This is a genomic window from Paenibacillus sp. FSL H7-0735 (assembly GCF_038008505.1).
Classification (GTDB): domain Bacteria; phylum Bacillota; class Bacilli; order Paenibacillales; family Paenibacillaceae; genus Paenibacillus_AQ; species Paenibacillus_AQ odorifer.
On sequence record NZ_JBBOZH010000001.1, the window covers coordinates 5,361,086 to 5,380,287 of the forward strand.

Below are 19,202 nucleotides of genomic sequence, written 5' to 3' on the forward strand. Positions count from 1 at the left end.
ATTCCGGACAATTTTATAGCAATAAGAGCTATACAGTCCGAAATCTTTGTAAAATGACTCAAATTTCCGAAATAGCTGCAATACGGTCCGATGTGTTCTACTTTTGCGGGGGATTCTACTTTGCTGGGGTGTGGTCAACTTTTGCGGGGATTCTACTTTGCTGAGGAATGTTCGACTTTTGCGCGGAATTCTACTTTGCTGGGGTGTGTTCGACTTTTGCACGGGATTCTACTTTGCTGGGGTGTGCTCGACTTTTGCACGGGATTCTACTTCGCTGGAGTAAGTTCCGATAGATAGTAAAGTGCGGTTTTAGTAACTGCCGAACAGCAATGTACCTAATAATAATGTAGTACCTATTAGTAAAGTTCGATAAAATAGCTAATTTCATCAACTGATCTATCAAAAGGGCGACTCTCAGGTTAATCGAGTCGCTCTTTTGTATAGATTCAGCTTACTTCAAAATCAAATTATAGATCACTTGAGCCGCTTCTGCGCGCGAAGCGATTCCTTTTGGTGCAAACCGTTCATGACTTTGACCTTGAATCAGTCCTAGACTGGCCGCTTCATTAACAGAAGCAGTGGCCCAAGCAGACACCTGATTCATGTCGGTGAACGCTGCAGCAGTTGCGCCGTTAGTTGTTGCACCGTTGGTTGTTTCACCATTGGTTGTTGCACCGTTGGTTGTTGCGCCGTTGGTTGTTGCACCATTGGCTGTTACGCCGTTGTTCAGCTCGTAAGCCTTCATTAGCATCACCGTGATTTCTTCACGGGTGATTTGTGCTCCCGGCTCAAACTTGGACGCACTTCTACCACTCACGATTCCCGCCTTGTAAGCGATTGAGATAGGCTCCGCATACCAAGCGGATGGAGCAACATCAGCAAAGCTTTCTTTTCCTGTCGCGGTCAGTCCAAGGGCATGAACAAGCATCGAGGTGAACTCGGCACGTGTAACTGCCCGGCTTGGTTCAAACTTTTCTTTGCTTGTGCCCTGCACATATAGCTTGGACGACAGCTCTTGGATTACTGGGTTAGCCCAGTGATTGGCCGGCACATCGACAAAGATGCGGTTCAACTCCAGCACAGCATATTTGCTGAAGTGGCTGACCTCAGCTTTTAATACACCGTTAGCATAATCAGCTTGGATATATTCCAGCCTGCCATTGTCCGCGATATAATAAACACCGCCTCGTTTAGCATTGAAGCCTTCTGCCACTGGCATGATGAGTGTTATTGGCTTATCAAATGTAGCGAGTGTGTCTGTAATGCCTGACTTGGTGGTAATAGAAAGACTAAATTCATAGATGTCTCCCTTGAGTACAACAGCCGCATTAGTAGAACTAGCCACTGTAGCAACTAACTCATCGGCCTTGCTGCTGAGGTTCACCATCTTCAGGGCAATCGTGCTATCTTCCCGCTGTCCCTCTGGCAGCTTGTTTTGTAGCTGGTGAATTAGCTCCGCTGGTACCTGCAAGGAGAGCTTACCCGCATTCAAAACTAGGGTGTGGTTCGCCAACTGTCGGACTACAGCAGAGGATAACTGAAATTGTTGGATGTCCCCTTTAATCTCAACCACTACCTGGCCAGTAGAACTGTCCAATTCCAGCATATCTGGCATGAGAATCAAAGTGCCCGCAGCATTCACTTGACCCGAAGTACTGCCAGAGGTACCGCCATTGTTTCCTGGATTCCCAGGATTGCTCGGTTCTCCCGAATTTCCTGGATTCCCAGGATTACTAGGCTCTCCTGGATTACTAGGCTCTCCTGGATTGCTCGGTTCTCCCGGACTGCTCGGTTCTCCTGGATTACTAGGCTCTCCCGGATTGCTCGGTTCTCCCGGATTGCTCGGTTCTCCCGGCTCTCCTGTAGAGGCCTCTTTGACCGTTATTTCTGCCGATGCTTTGAACCCACCGTCTACCGTTTCCACAGTAATGGTGGCCTTTCCAGCTTCTACAGCGGTTACTGTTCCGTAGACTACGGTAGCTACAGAGGTATCGCTCGAAGTCCAGAGGACTGCTTTATCCGTCGCATCTTCCGGCGATACCGTAGCCGTCAACTTGCCGGTTTCACCAGGGGTCAACGAAAGCTCTGTCTTATCCAGTGTTATACCGGTTACTTTCTTAGGTGCAGCCGTCAATTTTACCAATATCGACTCTGTCGGCTGCAAGGACAATTTCATAGTTCCTGTGACAGAGGAAACTTCTCCTGTCCAGAGATCTAGCGTAGTATAAGTCTCTGCAGCATCCAGTCCAGCGCGGCCAAGATCAACTTGCTTATCTGCCGAAGCAGATGCACTGTAATTGAATACGGCCAGATAATAATCATTGCCATCCTTCATAACAAAAGTATCAGCGGCATTAGCGTTTGTATTTCCTTCAAGTGGCTTGAACACTTTTCCTTTTAAAGCTAAATCGAGAACATCCTTGTTGTTGAACAAAGCGGTCATGTACTCCTGTGCTTCTGGATCGTTAACATTGTCAGAGCCAAGCAGTACTGTTCCAGCGATAACGCCAGAGTTCATACGGCTACGCGCTTCAGTCAAGCTGGTAGCACGGGCCAATGCCAAATGATCAGGATCGGTGTAGGTGTAGATCGTGCCATTTTGCCAAAAGCCATAGGTTAATGAATTCAGCATATATTCGGTTTCATTGATCTTGCCGTATGTGTCGCAGGAAATTCGTCGGCTATGCGCATATTGGCTCGGGAAAATAGGCGCAATTGATGCGCTAATGAACATTTTTCCATCCAGACGTTCTTTCACATAACGCATTCCTTCATTATAAGCTTGGATTCCTGTCGTTATAGTTGGATCGAAATGTTGCCCCTCAAGCGAACCATGCGTTAAAAAATCTAATTTGATGAAGGTGAAGCCCAGACCTTTAAATTTGTCCAAAAAATAGTTCATGCGCAATTGGGCACCAGGATGTGTTACATCCAAAGGAAAAGCCCCGTCCAGAGTCGGCAGCGGTTGACCCGCGGCATCCTTAAGGACAATATCGCCGTAAGTATATTTATTGTCAGTTCCCTCTACAATCTGGTCCATATTGTTGCCCCAGTATACAAACGGTGCCCAATAAATACCCGCATGCTGGCCATTCCCTTTAATAACCGATACGGCGTCAGCCAGCTGCTTATCATTCAGATTATCCCAATAAGAATCCATGTTAATAAATACATTGCCGTTATTATTGAAATTTTGCAGATTCTCTTTATAGTAATTGGAGACATCCACTACATCCTGATACGAAAGCGTACCCTCGTAAGCTCCCCAGCTATTAAAACCAACCGGTACGCCTTGTGGCAGCTCGGGGTTTAGCTCAAGTGCAGGTGTAATGATCGCATTAGCTTTACCATACTCCTCAAGCCCTGTACGGTAATCACTGAAAGCCCCTACCATGATCATAGGTGAGGATAAGTTTGTTCCACTTAAGCTGCCATGAGGCTGGGTATCGCGGGTGACATCACTAGCTGCACCGCCATATACGACCAGTTCATTCAGCCGATTGGCGGAACCTTTCCAGTCGATGCCTGTCTTCCAGGTATCATGAGTTACAGAGCCAAGCACAAGGCCGCTGCGTGTCGAGTTGTTAAACACAGTAGTCACCTCATAGCTGGTATCTGCACGGTTCATAGATTGAGATTTATAACGAATCCAAGCATCGTTGTCAAAAGGAACTGTAAGCACACGATTATCCGCACTAGCTCCGTTATCCACACCACCTGTACGTTTTACGGTAATAGGTGACATATAGTTGGTCTTGACCGCTGTATCGCTGGCGACATCCAGACGGGTCAGAAAATACTTTTGATCGTCATAAAACTTGTAGACCTGCTTTAGCGTCGGTTTTCCTGTGGAAGTGTGGACAAAAGTTAGCTCCACGCCTTTGCCGAAACCATCCTGAATTTCTACCGGAGCACCAATAATTGTATGACTCTCATAGCTTGTAGTCTCAACGAGCGTATCGCCGATTTTGATACTGCTATAGATCCCATGCAGCTTCTGTCCGTCAGCCCAGTTATAGCTTGCATATCCAGACTTGGTATTATAGGACACTTCATATTGGCCATTTGATACAAGCAGTCCGTAAGTATATTCGGTAACTGTGATAGCTCCGTAGTTCTTCGAAGCGCCCGGTGTTCCTAAATCACCGTCTTCCTCCACTGGGGGATTAGGATCCACACCCATGGCTGGCTCAACTATAATTCGGTCCAGATCTGGCGCATACCAGTTGCCATCTGTAAATTTGATTGTATTCTCGCCTTCGTTCAGTGGCAGTGTAAGTTCATACATTCCAACCGTATCCCAGTCCGGTGTCTTGGGCAGCTCATAATACTGTTCTGCACCACCATTCGCACTAACGTAAAAGCTGCGTGGGTCACCTGAAATGTAGGCGACTGTGATTCGGTAATCACCAGTCATAGGGGCTGTAATCTTGTTGAAGGTTATGGAACTGCCGCTATTCAAGTACCCTACCTTCTGGCCACCCGAAGCATTCGGGCTTTCGGAAACTTGGGCCTCACCTGTCAAAACATTGAGCGGAGATTCTGCTTCATAGCTGAGGGTATAAGGAATAATTTCTATCCGGTCGAAATCTGGAGAATACCAATCATGATCTGAGAAGGTGATAGTATTCAAACCCTCTACCAAAGAGGCCTCCACATCATAGGTTCCCACGGTGCTCCAGCTTGCCGTCTTTGGCAGGTCGATCATTTCATCCATTCCATCGTTAACCTGCATATAGACAGGACGTTGATCGCCGGAAATATAGGAGATGCGGATTAAATACGTTCCCGCTGCTGGTACTGCAACATTTGTGAACTGTAAGGAACTGTTTTTGTTCAGATCCGTTACGATTTTACCGCCAGAGCCCACACTGCTGTCCGCCACTTTGGCGTTGCCTGTAAGCATATTCTCAGTAGCCTCGGCTTCCATGATCACACCATGCAGCTTCTCCTTCCAGTCACCTCCGGGTCCTTCACCTGGATCGCTGTCGTCTAGTCCACGGATTACGATCTTATCGATGTCTGGAGAATACCAGTTGTTGTCATCGATCAAGATGTTATTAGCACCCGCGTTCAGCGGAAGCGTCACATCATAAGTGCCTACCGTATCCCAGTCCACAGTCTTGGACGGTTCTTCAAATTGCTTGTCACCGCCATTGGCACTGATATTAAACGGGCGCGAATCGCCAGAAATATAATACACTGTAATTTTATAATTCCCCGGCTCGTTTACGGTCACATTATTGAACAACAAGGAGCTGCCTTGATACATGCCGCCAACTTTTTTCCCTCCGGAAGCCGCTGGGTGGTCAGAAATTGACGCATTACCCGTCAGAATATTCCCATCCGCTTCAGCTTCATAGCTATTTGTATCCTCGGCGTAAACCTTGCCGGCAAACTGACCACCGCTGCCTAACACTAAGCTGATCATAAGAAAGAACAAGAACCCTCTTTTCATTACACGTCCAAACATTTAATCCCTCCATTTAACTTTCTGATATAAGAAAAGCCTTCCGGTTGCAATTCATCAGTTGTTCCTCTTTCCAAATAACGTCTTCAGAACTCCTCTCCTTGTTGTAAGTAACGTCATGTAAGGAATGTACGGCCCGTACCGATTACTCTCTCAAGAATGCTGTATCCAACTATTGCCGTCTGGATTTCTTGAAAGCGCTATCGCAATTAGATTTGTAAAAAAGCTTCCTTTAATCGCAATAATGAATCAAGCCCCTCACATGTGCTGAGTTGTAATACATGCTTATTGTAAAAAGCAAAGGGGCATCTTTCCATATCGCAAGTTTACAATTCATAAAGGAAAGCGACTTTTCTTTCTATTCAGTAAGCAGAAGTGCGGAAGGTTAAATATTTTTCCTATACTCGTTAGGTGTGACCCCAAGGTTCTTCAGAAATAGAGAAATAAAATAAGACGTGCTTTCGTACCCCACTCTCTGGGCAATATCTTGAATCTTCAGTGACCCGTCTGCGAGCAGCTCCTTAGCCTTATCAAGCCGAATACGGGTTAAATAATCGTGGATCGTGATGCCTGTTTTATCCTTAAAAATAGATCTTAAGTAGTTCGGTGACAGATAAACCTGATCAGACAGACTATTAATCGTAATCGGCTGATCGTAATTTTGTTCAATCACGGTGCGAACCTTGTGGACCAGCTTTGTATTTTTATCCATAAGTCGCTCACCTAGCATGCTCACGGCATCACCCGCAGTGCCCAGGATTAAATCCTCGATCTCATGTAAAGTCAGCGCATTATAGATGGAATGATAGAGCTCCGCCCGCTTAAAGCCCTCGGGAACCGACTGATGCAGCTGCTCTAGCAGTTCATCAACAAGATCAATCGCCCAATTACAGATGATTTTTTTCTTGATTCTCAGCGTGGCCAATCCCACGAAATATTGATGCAGCTTTTGTGCGGCCTGCTCGAAGTCCAGCTGATTGATAGCTTCAAACCACTCTTTTCTCTCAAAAGGTGGCATATGTTCACTGTCGAACTGATTCGAAATAGCCGCGGCATGAATAATTAAGCCCGTGCCTTTATAAAAACGTTCATTTAAAATCACACGCGTCTGCTTATACAGATTATGGACCAGCGCTAATTCTGCTGCCTGCGCCCCGACTGCTGCCGTCACCGTAAAATCCAGCGCACTACGAATAGCCACAGCTAAATCCTCCCAAGCATAATAGCCAGGCTGTTGAGTTGCTTCCATAAACACACCTGTCTCGCCATCCTTGTAAGGAACAAAAACAACCTCTATATTTTTCGCCTTAAAAAAGTGATCCAGATAAGAGATCAGCCTACTCATACACTCTTCCAGACTCTGCTGCTCACCCTCCGCCTCTTTGGGATCGATGCTGAACAGTGCCATGGTATAACGATTACTCTCTGGGAGACGTGTCAGCCTGTTGAAGTTATTTGCCAGCTCTGCGGCTTGCTCCGCATTTTTTTCAAAAGAAAGTTCCTTAAGAATTTTAGTTTTAGCAGCCTCCATAGAACGTTGTTTCATCTGAACCTCTTCGCAGCGTGCTTTAACCTTTTCGATAACGCTTTCAATTTCAGTCAAATCTAGCGGCTTCAGTAAATATCCGACAGCTCCTACATTAAGGGCCGATTTAACATAGTGGAATTCATCATGTCCGGTGAGGAACATAATTTGCATATGGTCATAACATTCATGTATTTTTTTAGCCAACTCAATTCCATTCATTATCGGCATCTGAACATCTGTAAGAATAATATCCGGTTGAAAAGCCTCTATTTTCTCCAAAGCTTCTCTACCATTGCTCGCTGTTCCAACGACATAGATACCCATCTCTTCCCAGCGGATATAATCTCTCATCATCTCAAGACCCATTTCTTCATCATCTACCAGAAAAATACTATACACCTGAGGTTTCCTCCTACTTGTTGTCTGTATTTGCTCCTATTATATTCTTTTCCCCTTAGGCGATCATCGACCAAATTAATGTAAGTCATTTTCAGGCATGAATCGTTACTTTGTAAGATCTAATCCCAACGTGCTTGTAAAAAGGCTATCGGGTCCTAAGCAGACCAGATAGCCCTTCGATACCTACTCATCATTATTCGGACGCATAATGAAAACGGAGGCTCATCGCCCCCGCCGAATCATTATAACAGCTCCAATTGGCTGTTGAAATAGTAGCTTCCTCCTGTTTCTGCTTGGAAGGTATTTCTCTGATCTCCCCATCGAAGGGTCACCGTTCCCGGTGAGTAGGTGCGAAGCGTAGCTTCCGTCAACTGCCCCTTCTCCCAAACTACGTCTACCTCAATCTTTCCTTTGGCTCGTAATCCAGACACCGATCCTGTATTCCAGGCTTGCGGGAGCGCTGGCAACAGATGAATTTCATCCGCGTGGCTTTGCAGCAGCATCTCTGCAATGGTAGCCGTCCCGCCAAAGTTGCCATCCACGACAAAGATATTGCACTCTGCCCCACCAATCCCTGATTTGGAGAAACTGAACAGATTATCGAAGCACAATCCGCTAATCAAATGAGAGATATGCTTATACGCCTTCTCCCCGTCATATAGTCTGGCAAAACTAAGGCCGAATAAGGCGGCGGTGAACTCTACATCCTCCAGTTCTTCCTGAGCCATCCGGTTCTCCAGCGTTACCCTTGCTGCCGCACTTAACTCCGGTGTTCTGTCCGGTGTAATCTGGTTGCTTGGATACAAAGCGAACAAATGAGCCAAGTGTCGATGCTCAGGTTGTGCTTCCTCATAATCTTCAAGCCACTCCTGCAGCTGACCTCTTTTGCCAATCTGTAGCGGGGGTAACTTAGCAATAGCTTCCTCTAGCTTCAGCTGAAGCTCAACATCTGTATCAAGTAGCACCGCAGACTTCAGGCAGAACTCGAAAAGATCCTGCACGAGCACTTGATCCATGGTCGAGCCCATAGACAGCTGCTGTGCACCCTCGCTGCTATCTGCGGGATAGAAGCTGTTCTCTGGCGAGTTCGAAGGCCCCGTCACCAGCCAGCCATATTTCGGATGAATCGTCATATAGTCGAGGAAGAATTCTGCGGCTTCTTTTAGAACAGGATATGCCTGGCGCTCTAGAAATACACGATCCTGACTATATTCATAATGTTCCATCAGATGGGTTGCAATCCATAATCCGCCTGTGACATTGAGCCCCCATGAGGTTTCCCAGCCCGGAGCTGTAAAACCCCAGACGTTAGAGAATACATGCGCCACCCATCCTTTGCTGCCATATAAATCGCGTGCAGTTGATCTTCCCGCCTGAGATAAATCTTCAATATATCGCATCAATGGAAGGTGGCTGTCCCCAAGGTTCACGACTTCTGTCGGATAATAATTCATCTGTGTATTAATATCGAGATGATAGTCGCAGCTCCAGCCCATACGACAAGCCTCACCGTCATTCCAGATTCCCTGCAAGTGCAGTGGAAGAGGTGAATCTTCCCGTGATCCGGCAATGGTCAGGTAGCGGCCATACTGGAGGAACAATGCGAACAAATGAGGGTCCTCCACCTGATCCTGTGCCAGCAACCTAATCCGCTGATCGGTAGGCAGACTTTCTTTCCCGGAGCTTCCCAATTGAATATCCACCTTTTCATATTCCTGACGGTAATCTTGAATATGATCTTCTTTTAACTGTGCATAACCTTTGGTTAAAGCCTGCCGTAGGTTGCTGTAGCTCTCCGTCTCCCAATCCTGGTTGCTCCGGCGATAATCGGTACTGACCCCAAAATAAATCCGGGCCTCATTAGCTCCGGAAACTCTTAATCGGCCATCCCCCCTGTAGATCGTACCGCCGGATAGACTTACTTTGAGCTGCCCTTTTGCCCATACCCCGCATTTACCATTACTATGCACCTTTTCTGTAGCTTGCCCCTTGAATTCAATGGTGTCGCCATCCACAACCTCAGTCGTAAACGATTCTGTCCCACCTTCGATGGCAAGCGTAAAGGATACACCTCCAGGCTTATCGCTCCAAATTCTTGAAACTAACAGATCATCGGCATGTGAAGCGAAGACCTCTCGATGGATGGTTGTTTCGCCGCTCTCATAGACCGCCCCAGCCACTGCACTTGTCAATTCCAGCTCCCGCCGAAACACACCGCCTGATTTAACATCCGCATCCTGGGCAAAATCAATAACAACCTCGCATAATCCCAGGTTCGTACCGAAATTTTGTTTTTTAGGCTGTAAATACTGTTTGGCTAAACGATCACCGCTGTCATAATCGCCGGCAAAAAAGTGACTTCGCGCCTCTTCAAGCGCAGTTCTACCTCCGGCAGGAGCAGGGTCGGGATCCTTTTGCCCAGACCAATAGGTCACCTCGCTCATGCTCCAAACCTCACGATGCGGCGCCGCCATTATAACAGCACCTATTCTTCCGTTGCCCAATGGCAAACCTTGCAACCAGCTTGTTGCAGGGGTTGAATACCACAATTTAAAATCGCTCATTAGATCGTCTCCTGTCTGTAATAGACCTCAAAGTGTTGTTAATTAATTCGCTTATTTCTTTATTAGCATTGTCTATTTATCGCATTTATCGTAACATTGTCGGTATTAATAGTCTTTGTTGACTCGTTCATTCATTTGACAATTTATCCGTTATCCCAAACATTTAACTACAGGCCAGAATTAAGAAATGCTGCTAGAAAAGGGGTATAGTATGAACAAACTATCTGAAATCACACCGTATGTTGGAGCAATCATGCCTTATCTGTACGACGGCAGCAGCAATGAGCATCTGCGCGTCGGCAATGCCTACGCTTTTCATCTGTTTACCGATGGCCCCGGTGAGATGGAAATCGACGGAATTCGTTATCCGATTGAGCGTAGAACACTGGTGTTTCTCCGTCCCGGCCAGCCACATGCCTTTCATATTTTCCCTTCTCATCCACTCTCGTCCTACAATGTCTATTTTGATTTGTGGGACAAGCAGTCGCCTATGTCTACTAATCTTTCTTTTATCCATGCGCCTGAACCCTTAAGGCTTGAGAAAAAGGCCACCGAAGTCCCCTGCGCCGAGCTGAACGAATTGCCTTGCGTCTTCCCGCTAGCTAAATATCCACAGCTATACGATAGTCTTGTGATGATTGCCAAAATATACAATGAAGCGATATTCTACCGGAATGAAGCGGTCCATAGCTTGTTATACGGTTGGATATTAAGCTGGTATAATGCCCTCCATCAGCATCAGCCAAGCGATTATCGGATTGTCCGCCTGTTGGAGTATTTGAACACTCATCCCGAACGTGGTAAATCTATCGAAGACTGGGCACATCTCTGCGGACTCAAGCGAACCTATTTTCATGAGCTGTTTCTGCGAGAAACCGGGATGACGCCGCGCGCTTATCATCATAATCTCGTTATGCGACGGGCGGCAGGTCTGCTTCTGGAGAGCGAGCTAAGTGTTACTGCCATTGCTGAGAAATTAGGCTATCCTTCGATCCATCCCTTTTCCAGACATTTCAGTGCCTGTTACGGCATAAATCCCACACAATACCGCCTTAATCCGCTAAGCCGAATACAAATATAGGTTATAAAAAAAATACGCGCTATCCGCAAGAAGCAGAGGGCGCGTATTCTTTTTTATTTTGCTGTCAATTTGAAGATTTTAGATTCTGCGGGTTCAAGCGTAACTTCCAGCTCTCCTGAGGTTTCCCCTTCTACACCTTCCCATAGGTCCAGCAGCTGGTAAGCACCTTGAGCATTCAGCCCTGCACGTTCTAATGAGATAGATCTAGGAGCGGATTTCACGGCATCGTAATTGAAGACGGCTATATAAAAAGCATTTTCTTCTGCAGATTCGAGCACAAAAGTATCACAGGATTGCTTGCCGAGGTCCCCTTCTATCGGTCTGAAGGTTTTGCCAAGACGAGCAACATCCATAATGTCCTTATTGCTCAGCCAAGCTTTGGCCCGGGCGGCGGCTTCCTCTTTTCGGAAGTCATCCCCTAGCAGCAGCACCGTTCCCGCGATCACCGAAGCGGTTAGCCGGCTGCGACCTTCATGCCAGCCCGTGGCTTCCTGGTTATGGCTCTTGTACAGTACGGAATGGTCAGGATCATTGTAACGGTACAATGAATCGCTCATCCACCAGCCATGGGTTAAAGAGTTGAGCATGTATTCTGTATCCTGCAGCGTGCCAAAAACATCACAAGAGACACGCCGGCTATGTGCAAATGCATAAGGGAACAACGGTGCGATGGACAGATTAATAAAGAACGGTCGACCAATTACCTCTAGAGACAGCTTGTTCTGCAAGTAGGACATACCGTAGTGATACGCCGCAATGCCCGTCGTAATCTCCGGATTGTGATGCTGCCCTTCCAGTGCGCCATGTGCTAAGAAATCCAGCTTGATATACTCGAATCCTTCCGAGATGAATTTATTTGTATACCAATCCATTCTTTGCAGGTTCCCCGGATGTGTGGGGTCAATGGCTAGCCCTCCATCAACATCCGGCAGAATCTCTCCTTCGCTGTCCCGAAGCAGGATATCGCCATAGGTGTATTTACCGTTCGTACCCTCCACGACATCTCCGAACTGAGAAGGACTTCCCCAGAAAGCGAAAGGGGTCCAGTAGGTTCCCGGTCTATGACCATTCTTCCGCACTAGCTCAAGTGCATTTTTCATCTCTTCTGCTGTGAAATTATCCCAAAAAGCGTCAAAGTTGATGTACAGCGTATCCTCATTCTGGAATCCTAACGGCTGCACTTCTTTTTTCAAAAACTCACTGGTCGACGTATACAAATCATAATCGAGTTCAGCCATTGCGGCAGACCAGCTATTCCAGCCAACAGGAACGCCACCCTCCCAAGCCAGCGGAGCTTCAATCCATGTATTGGCCCGGCCGTAAGCTTCAAGACCTTCTCTGTAATCGTCATAAAAACCTACGAATACGAGCGGTGACTCCACTCTTTTGCCTTTTACATAACCGTGCGGCTGAAAGTCGCGGGTTAATTCACTCACAGCCCCACCGTAAAGATCCAGCTCCTCGATCTGGCCGCTTCGCTCGCTTTTGATACGGATACCCGTTTTCCACACCTTATGAGTTATGGAACCCATGATAATCCCTCGCCGGCTATCCGGCGCGAACACTGCTGTTACCTCGTAGCTCTCTGTATCCATAGGTGGCTTCACCACTGTATATCTGACCCATTTATCGTTGTCGTAAGGCACACGCAGGATGCTTGGTTCATCCGGTTGACCTGACTCGCCGCCGAGTGATACCGATTTGCTCTGAATGACCGCCATGCGGTTCGCTTTGATATCCTCATCGCTTGCGATCGCACTTTGCATCAGCACATATGAGGATGACTCATAAATATAAAAATGCTGCTCCAGCTGTGGCAGCAGGGATGTTTCATGCACAATCACTAGATGAACACCTTTGCCAAAACCTTCACGAACAACCTCTTCCTGCAACTTCAGCACGTGGCTCTGATAGTGCTCAGTATTATATTCCCGGCCCTGCCAGCGAAAGGCGCTGCGAATCCCCTTTACATGTGCAGAAGTCCCGCCGATAACGGATGACTCACCTGTTCCGAGATCAATCTTCAGATTCACCAGGCCATTGGTTACACGGATAAGAGACGTTGTGTCTGTATTCACGTTTACGGTTGTATTACTGTCAGTTAGCATAATTTGCCTCCTTGTTGCTGCATTTTGGACCTTGAAGGCGGTAGTCTCAGTAGCTGTATCCCCCAAGTATGACCTCATTATAAAGAGCGGATAAAGCGTTTTCTATACAACGATCTTCCGATCCATACCGCGATCTAACACATCTTACCTAAACACTGCTGGTCCTGAAGATTCATGCAGCAATACAAAAAACAGCAGCAGGACCAGACGTTCAGGTCCTACTGCTGTTCATACGCTTATAAAACAGATTATTGCTGATCACCAATGATAAGCTTGTAGGATTGTCCCGCGGTTGTAGCGAAGCTTACCCTTCCTTCGGCAGAATGTTCACACTGTAAATCGTGGCTGCCACAGGTTACCTTAAGTGGAGTATCCATGCGGATCACACATTCTGTGCCCAGCAGGGAAGTGATCTGCGCTTCCACTAGCTTGCCGTTGTCCCACTGAATGCTGACTTCAAAGCCACCGCGGGCACGTAAACCTGCAACGCTTCCCTCCTGCCATTCATTTGGCAATGCAGGCAGTAGTTCGAGATAGCCGCGGTGAGATTGCAGCAGCATTTCGGCAATCCCGGCGGAGGCTGCGAAGTTGCCATCAATCTGGAACGGCGGATGCGCGCCGAGCAGATTGGCATAAACTCCGCCGTGATTATACTGCTCCGACTCCCCGTCCTTCACCAGCCGCAGCATGTTGGAGAGCAGACGCAGGGAACGGTTTCCATCCCGGAAGCGGCTCCATAAAGCGACTCTCCAGCCCAGACTCCAGCCTGTGCTTTCATCCCCGCGCCGCTCCAGCGAGGTTCTTGCCGCAGCAAATAGCTCAGGGGTCTCTTCTTCTGACAACTGGCGGCCCGGATAAATACCAACCAGATGCGAGGTATGTCTGTGATACATGTCCTCATCCTCAAAATCAGAGGACCATTCCTGCAGTTGCCCGTACTTGCCAACCTGCAGTGGAAATAGACGCTCACGGGTACTTTTCAGCTCTTCACGCAAAGCTTCATCCGTTCCAAGAATCACAGATGCCTCGATACAGTTCGTGAACAACTCCCAGATCAGCGATATATCCATTGTGGCACCCGGGCTGACCGCAGCCACACCTTCCACTGTCCGGAATTTATGCTCTGGTGAAGTGGACGGGGAGGTCACAAGATTGCCTTTGCCATCGTCAATTAGCCAATCCAATGCGAACAGAGCCGCCTCTTTCATGACAGGATAAGCCGAAGCCCGCAAGTATTCAGTGTCTCCGCCAAAAGCATAATGTTCCCAAAGATGCTGAGTCAGCCAGATACCCCCCATTGGCCAATAAGCCCAGCTTGGATCTCCATCGCCATAATCACCTACCGGTGCAGTGTGTGCCCAAAGATCCGAGTTATGATGAGCTACCCAGCCCCGGGTGCCATAGTTGGTCCGAGCGGTATCCGCCCCTCTCTTCGCCAGATTGCCGACGAAATCCAAAAGTGGCTCATGACATTCTGCCAGATTGCAAATCTCAGCGGGCCAATAGTTCATTTCTGTATTGATATTCAGTGTATAGTTACTGCTCCAAGGCGGACGAGTAGAGGCATTCCATATTCCCTGAAGATTGGCAGCCTGCGTTCCGGGGCGCGAGCTTGCGATCAGCAAATAACGTCCGAAATGGAACAGCAGCTCAACTAGACCCGGATCTTGCGCGGAGTAAGTCGTAATCCGCTGCTCGGTTGACATTCCTTCTGGTGCCAGCGGCTTGCCCAGCCGAAGCTTCACCCGATCGAAAAGTGCCCGGTAATCAGTGATATGGGCTTGAAGCAGGCTGGTGTAAGACTTGCCTTGAGCACTTGCCAAGAAAGAAGCTGCAATGGTGGAGGCATCTTTTCCTTCAATTCCCGGGATTAGGTCATACCCTTTAAAACCTGTAACCGCACTGAAATAAAAGGTTGCCGCTGTCGCACCCAGCAAATGAATCCCACTGCCATCAACCGTTACTTGGCCGTCATCCGCCGTCACGGAGAGTTGTCCTTCGAAAGCCATTCCCTTGCTGCTGCCTGATTCACCGTATCGGATGGGATTGTCGCTCCCGAAATAGCTTGGATCTACATGCTCCGGTGCCGTTCCCGATAGAACATAGCTCTCACCTTGCAAATAAAGGTTGTGACGAAGTGGACTTTCCAGCGTGGCATGCACATTCAATGCGCCTGGCACACTCGCGGTCAAACGAAGTACAAGCAACTGATCAGGATGAGAAGCGAACATCTCACGGGTATAAGTAACATTGCCAATCTGATATTCAATGCGATGCAGCGCATTTTCCACATCCAGTGTACGCTGATAAGAATGATAGACGTTGCCATGTTCAAAACGAAGCAATAGATCACCAAAAGGTAAATAAGATTGAGTATACGGCCCCATCATTTCTCTGGTCAGCGTGTCCGCCTCAACATAGCGGCCTTCTTGAATCAGCTGTCGCACCTTTGGCAGAACATTCTTAGCACCGGGATTGTCACCGTCCTTTGGGTATCCTGACCAAAGCGTATCCTCGTTCAGACTAATTTTCTCCTGCTCCACACCACCGAAGATCATACCGCCCAGACGTCCATTCCCAATTGGAAGACCTTCCGTCCATACATATGCTGGCTTGTCATATTGAAGTTTCATACGCGCTCTCCTCACCATCTGTCATTTAATAAATTATCAGCAATTTCAACCTCATTGCAGGCATTTAATTCAATCGCATCATCAAGATTCGAAAGACTCGCCTCACCACTGCCTGCCGGAATTCCATTGCACTTAAAGACCAGTCCGCAGGTGCTCTTGGTACTAAGGGCCAACGCATCAATACTCTCAAACTTGGATTAGTGACATCCCGGTTCTCTTCCTCGCTGGCAGTATTCGAGATAAAATAAGGTTTCCGGATGGCCTCGTCCGGATAGAAATGATAGCAGCCCTTCGGCAATCCAGTAGTCCCGGGCCGGGAATTTCAGCGACAATCTGAATAGCCCGAACCATGGCTGGCTGCGCGTCTAAACCAGAATCCGGCAGTACTCCATAATCCGTCAGGCGGATTACACTAGGAGTAATTAAGGCATTATTCTCGGCAGAAGTGATCATCGGCACCGCCTTTCTTTTTTGTAAACGCTTAATATTTGGCAGTATAATATCTCCGCTTAAAATAATCAATTGTGCAGCAGTTTCAGAATACGCAGGCTGGTACCTTTACTCTGTTCGTCCTTCAGCCCCGTAATGCGTACTGTAACCCGCAGTTCTTGACGTTGTTCCTGGATCGGAAACATGGCGATAATAGGCCGAAAGGCAAGCGGACACCATTCATCGAATAAGTTCACAGCTTTATAAGAACTGCCATTAAGCGAATATTCAAAAATCCCGCTGTCCGGTCCGTAGAGCAGCATCAAGCCTGCGCTTTGCCCGGTTACGGTAAAAGAAAACATAGCCTCCTTGCTATGGGTATACAGATGCTCTGTTCCAAAACGCCAGTTCATCAGCGGATCTCCTGCAGACAGTTCGCGAAGTTCGTAACCGTTCACATGATCAGCCGCGCGGAAATCAAGCAAACTGCCATATTCATAATTTTGCACCGCCAAGGGTGGAATATCTAAAGAGCTTTCGCTGCTCAAATTCGTCTTGCCAGGAACAAGCGCTGTCTCCAGATACTCTCGCAAAAAAGAAGCATACAGCGCATGACCGTCATCATTGGGATGATATCCATCCGGTGCCAGCTTAGTCCACTCCATTTGTCCCGCCTCTAGCTGCGCATAGACTCTAGCTGCAAAATTAACAGAGGGAAGCTTATAATGCTCAGCTACTTCTTCATGGACAGCGATATTAAAGGGATTGCTCCCGGAGAGATTCTTCTCTGCTGCCGTATACAAAAAGCAAATATCAGTGCCCGGTGACAACCGTCTGCATTGGCGGACAATGCCCTCCATCCCTCTAATGGATTCTTCCCGGTCACTGCCGTCATTGACGCTAAATTCAACGAATAACAAATCAATTGTGCCCTGCTGCAGGACATGCTCCTGTAATCGATGAGCACCTAAAGTTGAGTTCGTTCCCCCCACTCCTGCGTTGATGAAGCGGAACTCCTGATCCGCAAACCGTTCCTGAAGATACTTACCGGTGAGCGCTCTCCAGCTATATGTGTCTGCTTCGGATGCACCTGCCCCCTCCGTAATTGAGCCGCCTAAAAAGGCAACGGTCACAGTCCCTTTTTCCGTAAGCCTGCCGCTAATTTGAGGTAGTCCACGGCGCGGAACTACAAATGAATGATTGCAATGTTTCTCGTCTGTCATAACTCAACCTCCATCCATAAAAAACCATATTTCTCCTTGAAATCAAGAAATCAGGTGCGGGGTCTATCATACAGCACCTGATTCTGATTTCAATATTTATTTTTTTGAAGTATCATAAGCCTTTTGTAAAATTTCGAGATAACGGTCAAGCTTCAAGTTCTGCAATCCCTTTACATAAGCGTCCCAGTCCTTGTTCAGATCCTTGTTGCCTGTGATGAATTGCAGCTCATTTTGTTCGATGTAATTTTTCAAATTTGTCTGCAGCAAGCTGGCTTCATCAATCTCACTTGGATCAATCCAGATCGACCAGATAGGGAACAACTCTTTAGGCTCATGACCTTCGTATAGCAGAGTCGCATCATACAATCTACGTTCGTAACCATCAGAAGCAAAGATGTCGGTACCTTGAACGTAAGTATCACGGTATTCTTTAGGCTCATAGAAGTGAGCCATACCACTCCAGCCCGCATTACGTGGTGCTGCGCCTTCTTCACCTGGAATTAATTTGATCATCGGTTTAACATCTTTACCCAACGCCACATCGCCTTCAACCGGATCGGTCCAATCGGTTCCCTTCAGGCCAGCTGCGCCATTCGTTTGGCCTTCTGGTGTGAACATATAATCCACCATCTTGATCAGTGTAATTTGCGCTTCTTCACTTGCTTTGTTTGTGATCACGAATTTTGCACCCGGGACTACGCCGCCTCCATCATGAGTCGCATAAGAAATTCCTGAAGGTCCCGAAATCGGAGGAAGCGGGTTGTAATGTGTTGAGCGGGTATTCCCCGGGTCGATGTTTACGAAGATCGCTGGGTGCATACCCGCACCGGCACCTAGAATTTCTGCATCAGCATTTTCACCGATTTTCTTAAAAGCTTCCGCGTTTTGTGTAAAGGCACCCGGATCAATCAAACCTTCGTCAAACAGAGATTTAATATAGGTCAATCCTTCTTTCCACTCCGGGGTAATGGCAGCAGATTGGACCTTTCCATCCTTCATGTTCAGGTAATTGCGATCATCATCATAAACAAATGCGTTCATCAAGAAAGGAACGATGCGTACGCCGAACTCCTCGATGGAACCGCTTAGCGGCACTTCATCCGCTTTGCCATTGCCGTTCGGGTCTTGCGTTTTAAAGGCTTTCAATACATTTTTGAATTCCTCAGTGGTCTTCGGCATCTCCAAGTTAAGCTTTTTCATCCACTCAGTATTCAGCCACATTTTGCTAGGATAGGAACAGTGGAAACATTCTGTATAAGCTACAAGTCCGTAAATGTTGCCATCAGGTGCAGTATTAAACGTTCTTAGGTCAGAGTTCTTTTCCATGGCTGCTTTAATATTAGGAGCATATTTATCAATCAGATCATTTAGCGGAATGAGTACACCTTGCTTGCCGTATTTCAGTAGATCGGCCTGTGAGAATTGATCAATATAGTGAGTAAGCAGGTAGGCATCTGGATAGTCGCCACTCGCCAGTGAGATCTGGCGTTTTTCCTGAGCACCATCCGATGGATTGATCTGCCAGTTGAATTTGAAATTAAATTTCTCTTCTACATGTTTTGTGAATTTATTGGTCGAAAGGTCGATGCCGGATTCCTGAACTGAGAACACGCTGATCTCAACCGGCTTGCCAGACGACCCCGAACCAGAGCCCTGCTGCGTGCTGGATGCGTTACCTGTATTTTTATTTGCACATCCGCTAATTACAACCGTAAATGCCATGACCAGAATTAGTAAAGTTATCAAGCTTTGCTTCTTCAAATATTA

At 47.4% G+C, this 19,202-nt stretch carries 10 protein-coding genes; 1 reads left to right on the forward strand and 9 read right to left on the reverse strand.

All coding sequences use genetic code 11. The annotated features are described in order from the left end of the window. Positions 1-451: 451 nt before the first annotated feature. The 3 genes from NSS82_RS24420 to NSS82_RS24430 form a co-directional block, all read right to left on the reverse strand. Positions 452-5,473, reverse strand: coding sequence for an S-layer homology domain-containing protein (locus NSS82_RS24420; RefSeq protein ID WP_076272207.1), 5,022 nt, complete (start codon positions 5,471-5,473; stop codon positions 452-454). Between the two features lie 382 nt (positions 5,474-5,855). Continuing rightward, positions 5,856-7,397 (reverse strand): response regulator, encoded by a 1,542-nt coding sequence (locus tag NSS82_RS24425; RefSeq protein WP_076272208.1) that lies wholly within the window; start codon positions 7,395-7,397, stop codon positions 5,856-5,858. Positions 7,398-7,639: 242 nt separating this feature from the next. After that, positions 7,640-9,961: a glycoside hydrolase family 95 protein gene (locus NSS82_RS24430; protein ID WP_076272209.1), complete on the reverse strand. Its 2,322-nt coding sequence runs from the start codon at positions 9,959-9,961 to the stop codon at positions 7,640-7,642. A gap of 211 nt (positions 9,962-10,172) precedes the next feature. On the opposite strand from NSS82_RS24430, the gene NSS82_RS24435 reads away from it, so the two are divergent. Beyond that, a complete protein-coding gene (locus tag NSS82_RS24435) occupies positions 10,173-11,042 on the forward strand; it encodes a helix-turn-helix transcriptional regulator (protein WP_076272210.1) in 870 nt (289 codons plus the stop codon). A gap of 53 nt (positions 11,043-11,095) precedes the next feature. Here NSS82_RS24435 and NSS82_RS24440 read toward each other — a convergent pair whose 3' ends face one another. The 6 genes from NSS82_RS24440 to NSS82_RS24465 form a co-directional block, all read right to left on the reverse strand. Continuing rightward, on the reverse strand, positions 11,096-13,150 hold the full coding sequence (locus tag NSS82_RS24440; RefSeq protein ID WP_076272211.1) for an alpha-galactosidase: 2,055 nt from the start codon (positions 13,148-13,150) through the stop codon (positions 11,096-11,098). Positions 13,151-13,398: 248 nt separating this feature from the next. Next, entirely contained in the window at positions 13,399-15,783 is a 2,385-nt protein-coding gene (locus tag NSS82_RS24445; RefSeq protein WP_341109903.1) for a glycoside hydrolase family 95 protein, read from the reverse strand. An 11-nt stretch (positions 15,784-15,794) separates the two neighbouring features. Continuing rightward, positions 15,795-15,956 (reverse strand): hypothetical protein, encoded by a 162-nt coding sequence (locus NSS82_RS24450; RefSeq protein ID WP_178420309.1) that lies wholly within the window; start codon positions 15,954-15,956, stop codon positions 15,795-15,797. Between the two features lie 13 nt (positions 15,957-15,969). Beyond that, the gene (locus NSS82_RS24455; protein WP_218642160.1) at positions 15,970-16,305 is read right to left on the reverse strand and encodes a hypothetical protein; all 336 of its coding nucleotides are present in this window, start codon (positions 16,303-16,305) and stop codon (positions 15,970-15,972) included. Then, the gene (locus NSS82_RS24460; protein ID WP_076099832.1) at positions 16,302-17,435 is read right to left on the reverse strand and encodes an SGNH/GDSL hydrolase family protein; all 1,134 of its coding nucleotides are present in this window, start codon (positions 17,433-17,435) and stop codon (positions 16,302-16,304) included. The genes NSS82_RS24455 and NSS82_RS24460 overlap by 4 nt, the downstream gene beginning before the upstream one ends. Positions 17,436-17,531: 96 nt before the next feature. After that, positions 17,532-19,157 carry an extracellular solute-binding protein gene (locus tag NSS82_RS24465; RefSeq protein ID WP_076099855.1) on the reverse strand — a complete coding sequence of 542 codons (1,626 nt, stop codon included), beginning with the start codon at positions 19,155-19,157 and terminating at the stop codon, positions 17,532-17,534. Positions 19,158-19,202 lie beyond the last annotated feature (45 nt).

Bases quoted from the DNA above. Each gene is read 5' to 3' on its own strand.
- NSS82_RS24445 (WP_341109903.1), bottom strand. From the start codon at position 15,783: ATGAAACTTCAATATGACAAGCCAGCATATGTATGGACGGAAGGTCTT.
- NSS82_RS24430 (WP_076272209.1), bottom strand. From the start codon at position 9,961: ATGAGCGATTTTAAATTGTGGTATTCAACCCCTGCAACAAGCTGGTTG.
- NSS82_RS24420 (WP_076272207.1), bottom strand. From the start codon at position 5,473: ATGTTTGGACGTGTAATGAAAAGAGGGTTCTTGTTCTTTCTTATGATC.
- NSS82_RS24435 (WP_076272210.1), top strand. From the start codon at position 10,173: ATGAACAAACTATCTGAAATCACACCGTATGTTGGAGCAATCATGCCT.
- NSS82_RS24465 (WP_076099855.1), bottom strand. From the start codon at position 19,157: ATGGCATTTACGGTTGTAATTAGCGGATGTGCAAATAAAAATACAGGT.
- NSS82_RS24460 (WP_076099832.1), bottom strand. From the start codon at position 17,435: ATGACAGACGAGAAACATTGCAATCATTCATTTGTAGTTCCGCGCCGT.
- NSS82_RS24440 (WP_076272211.1), bottom strand. From the start codon at position 13,150: ATGCTAACTGACAGTAATACAACCGTAAACGTGAATACAGACACAACG.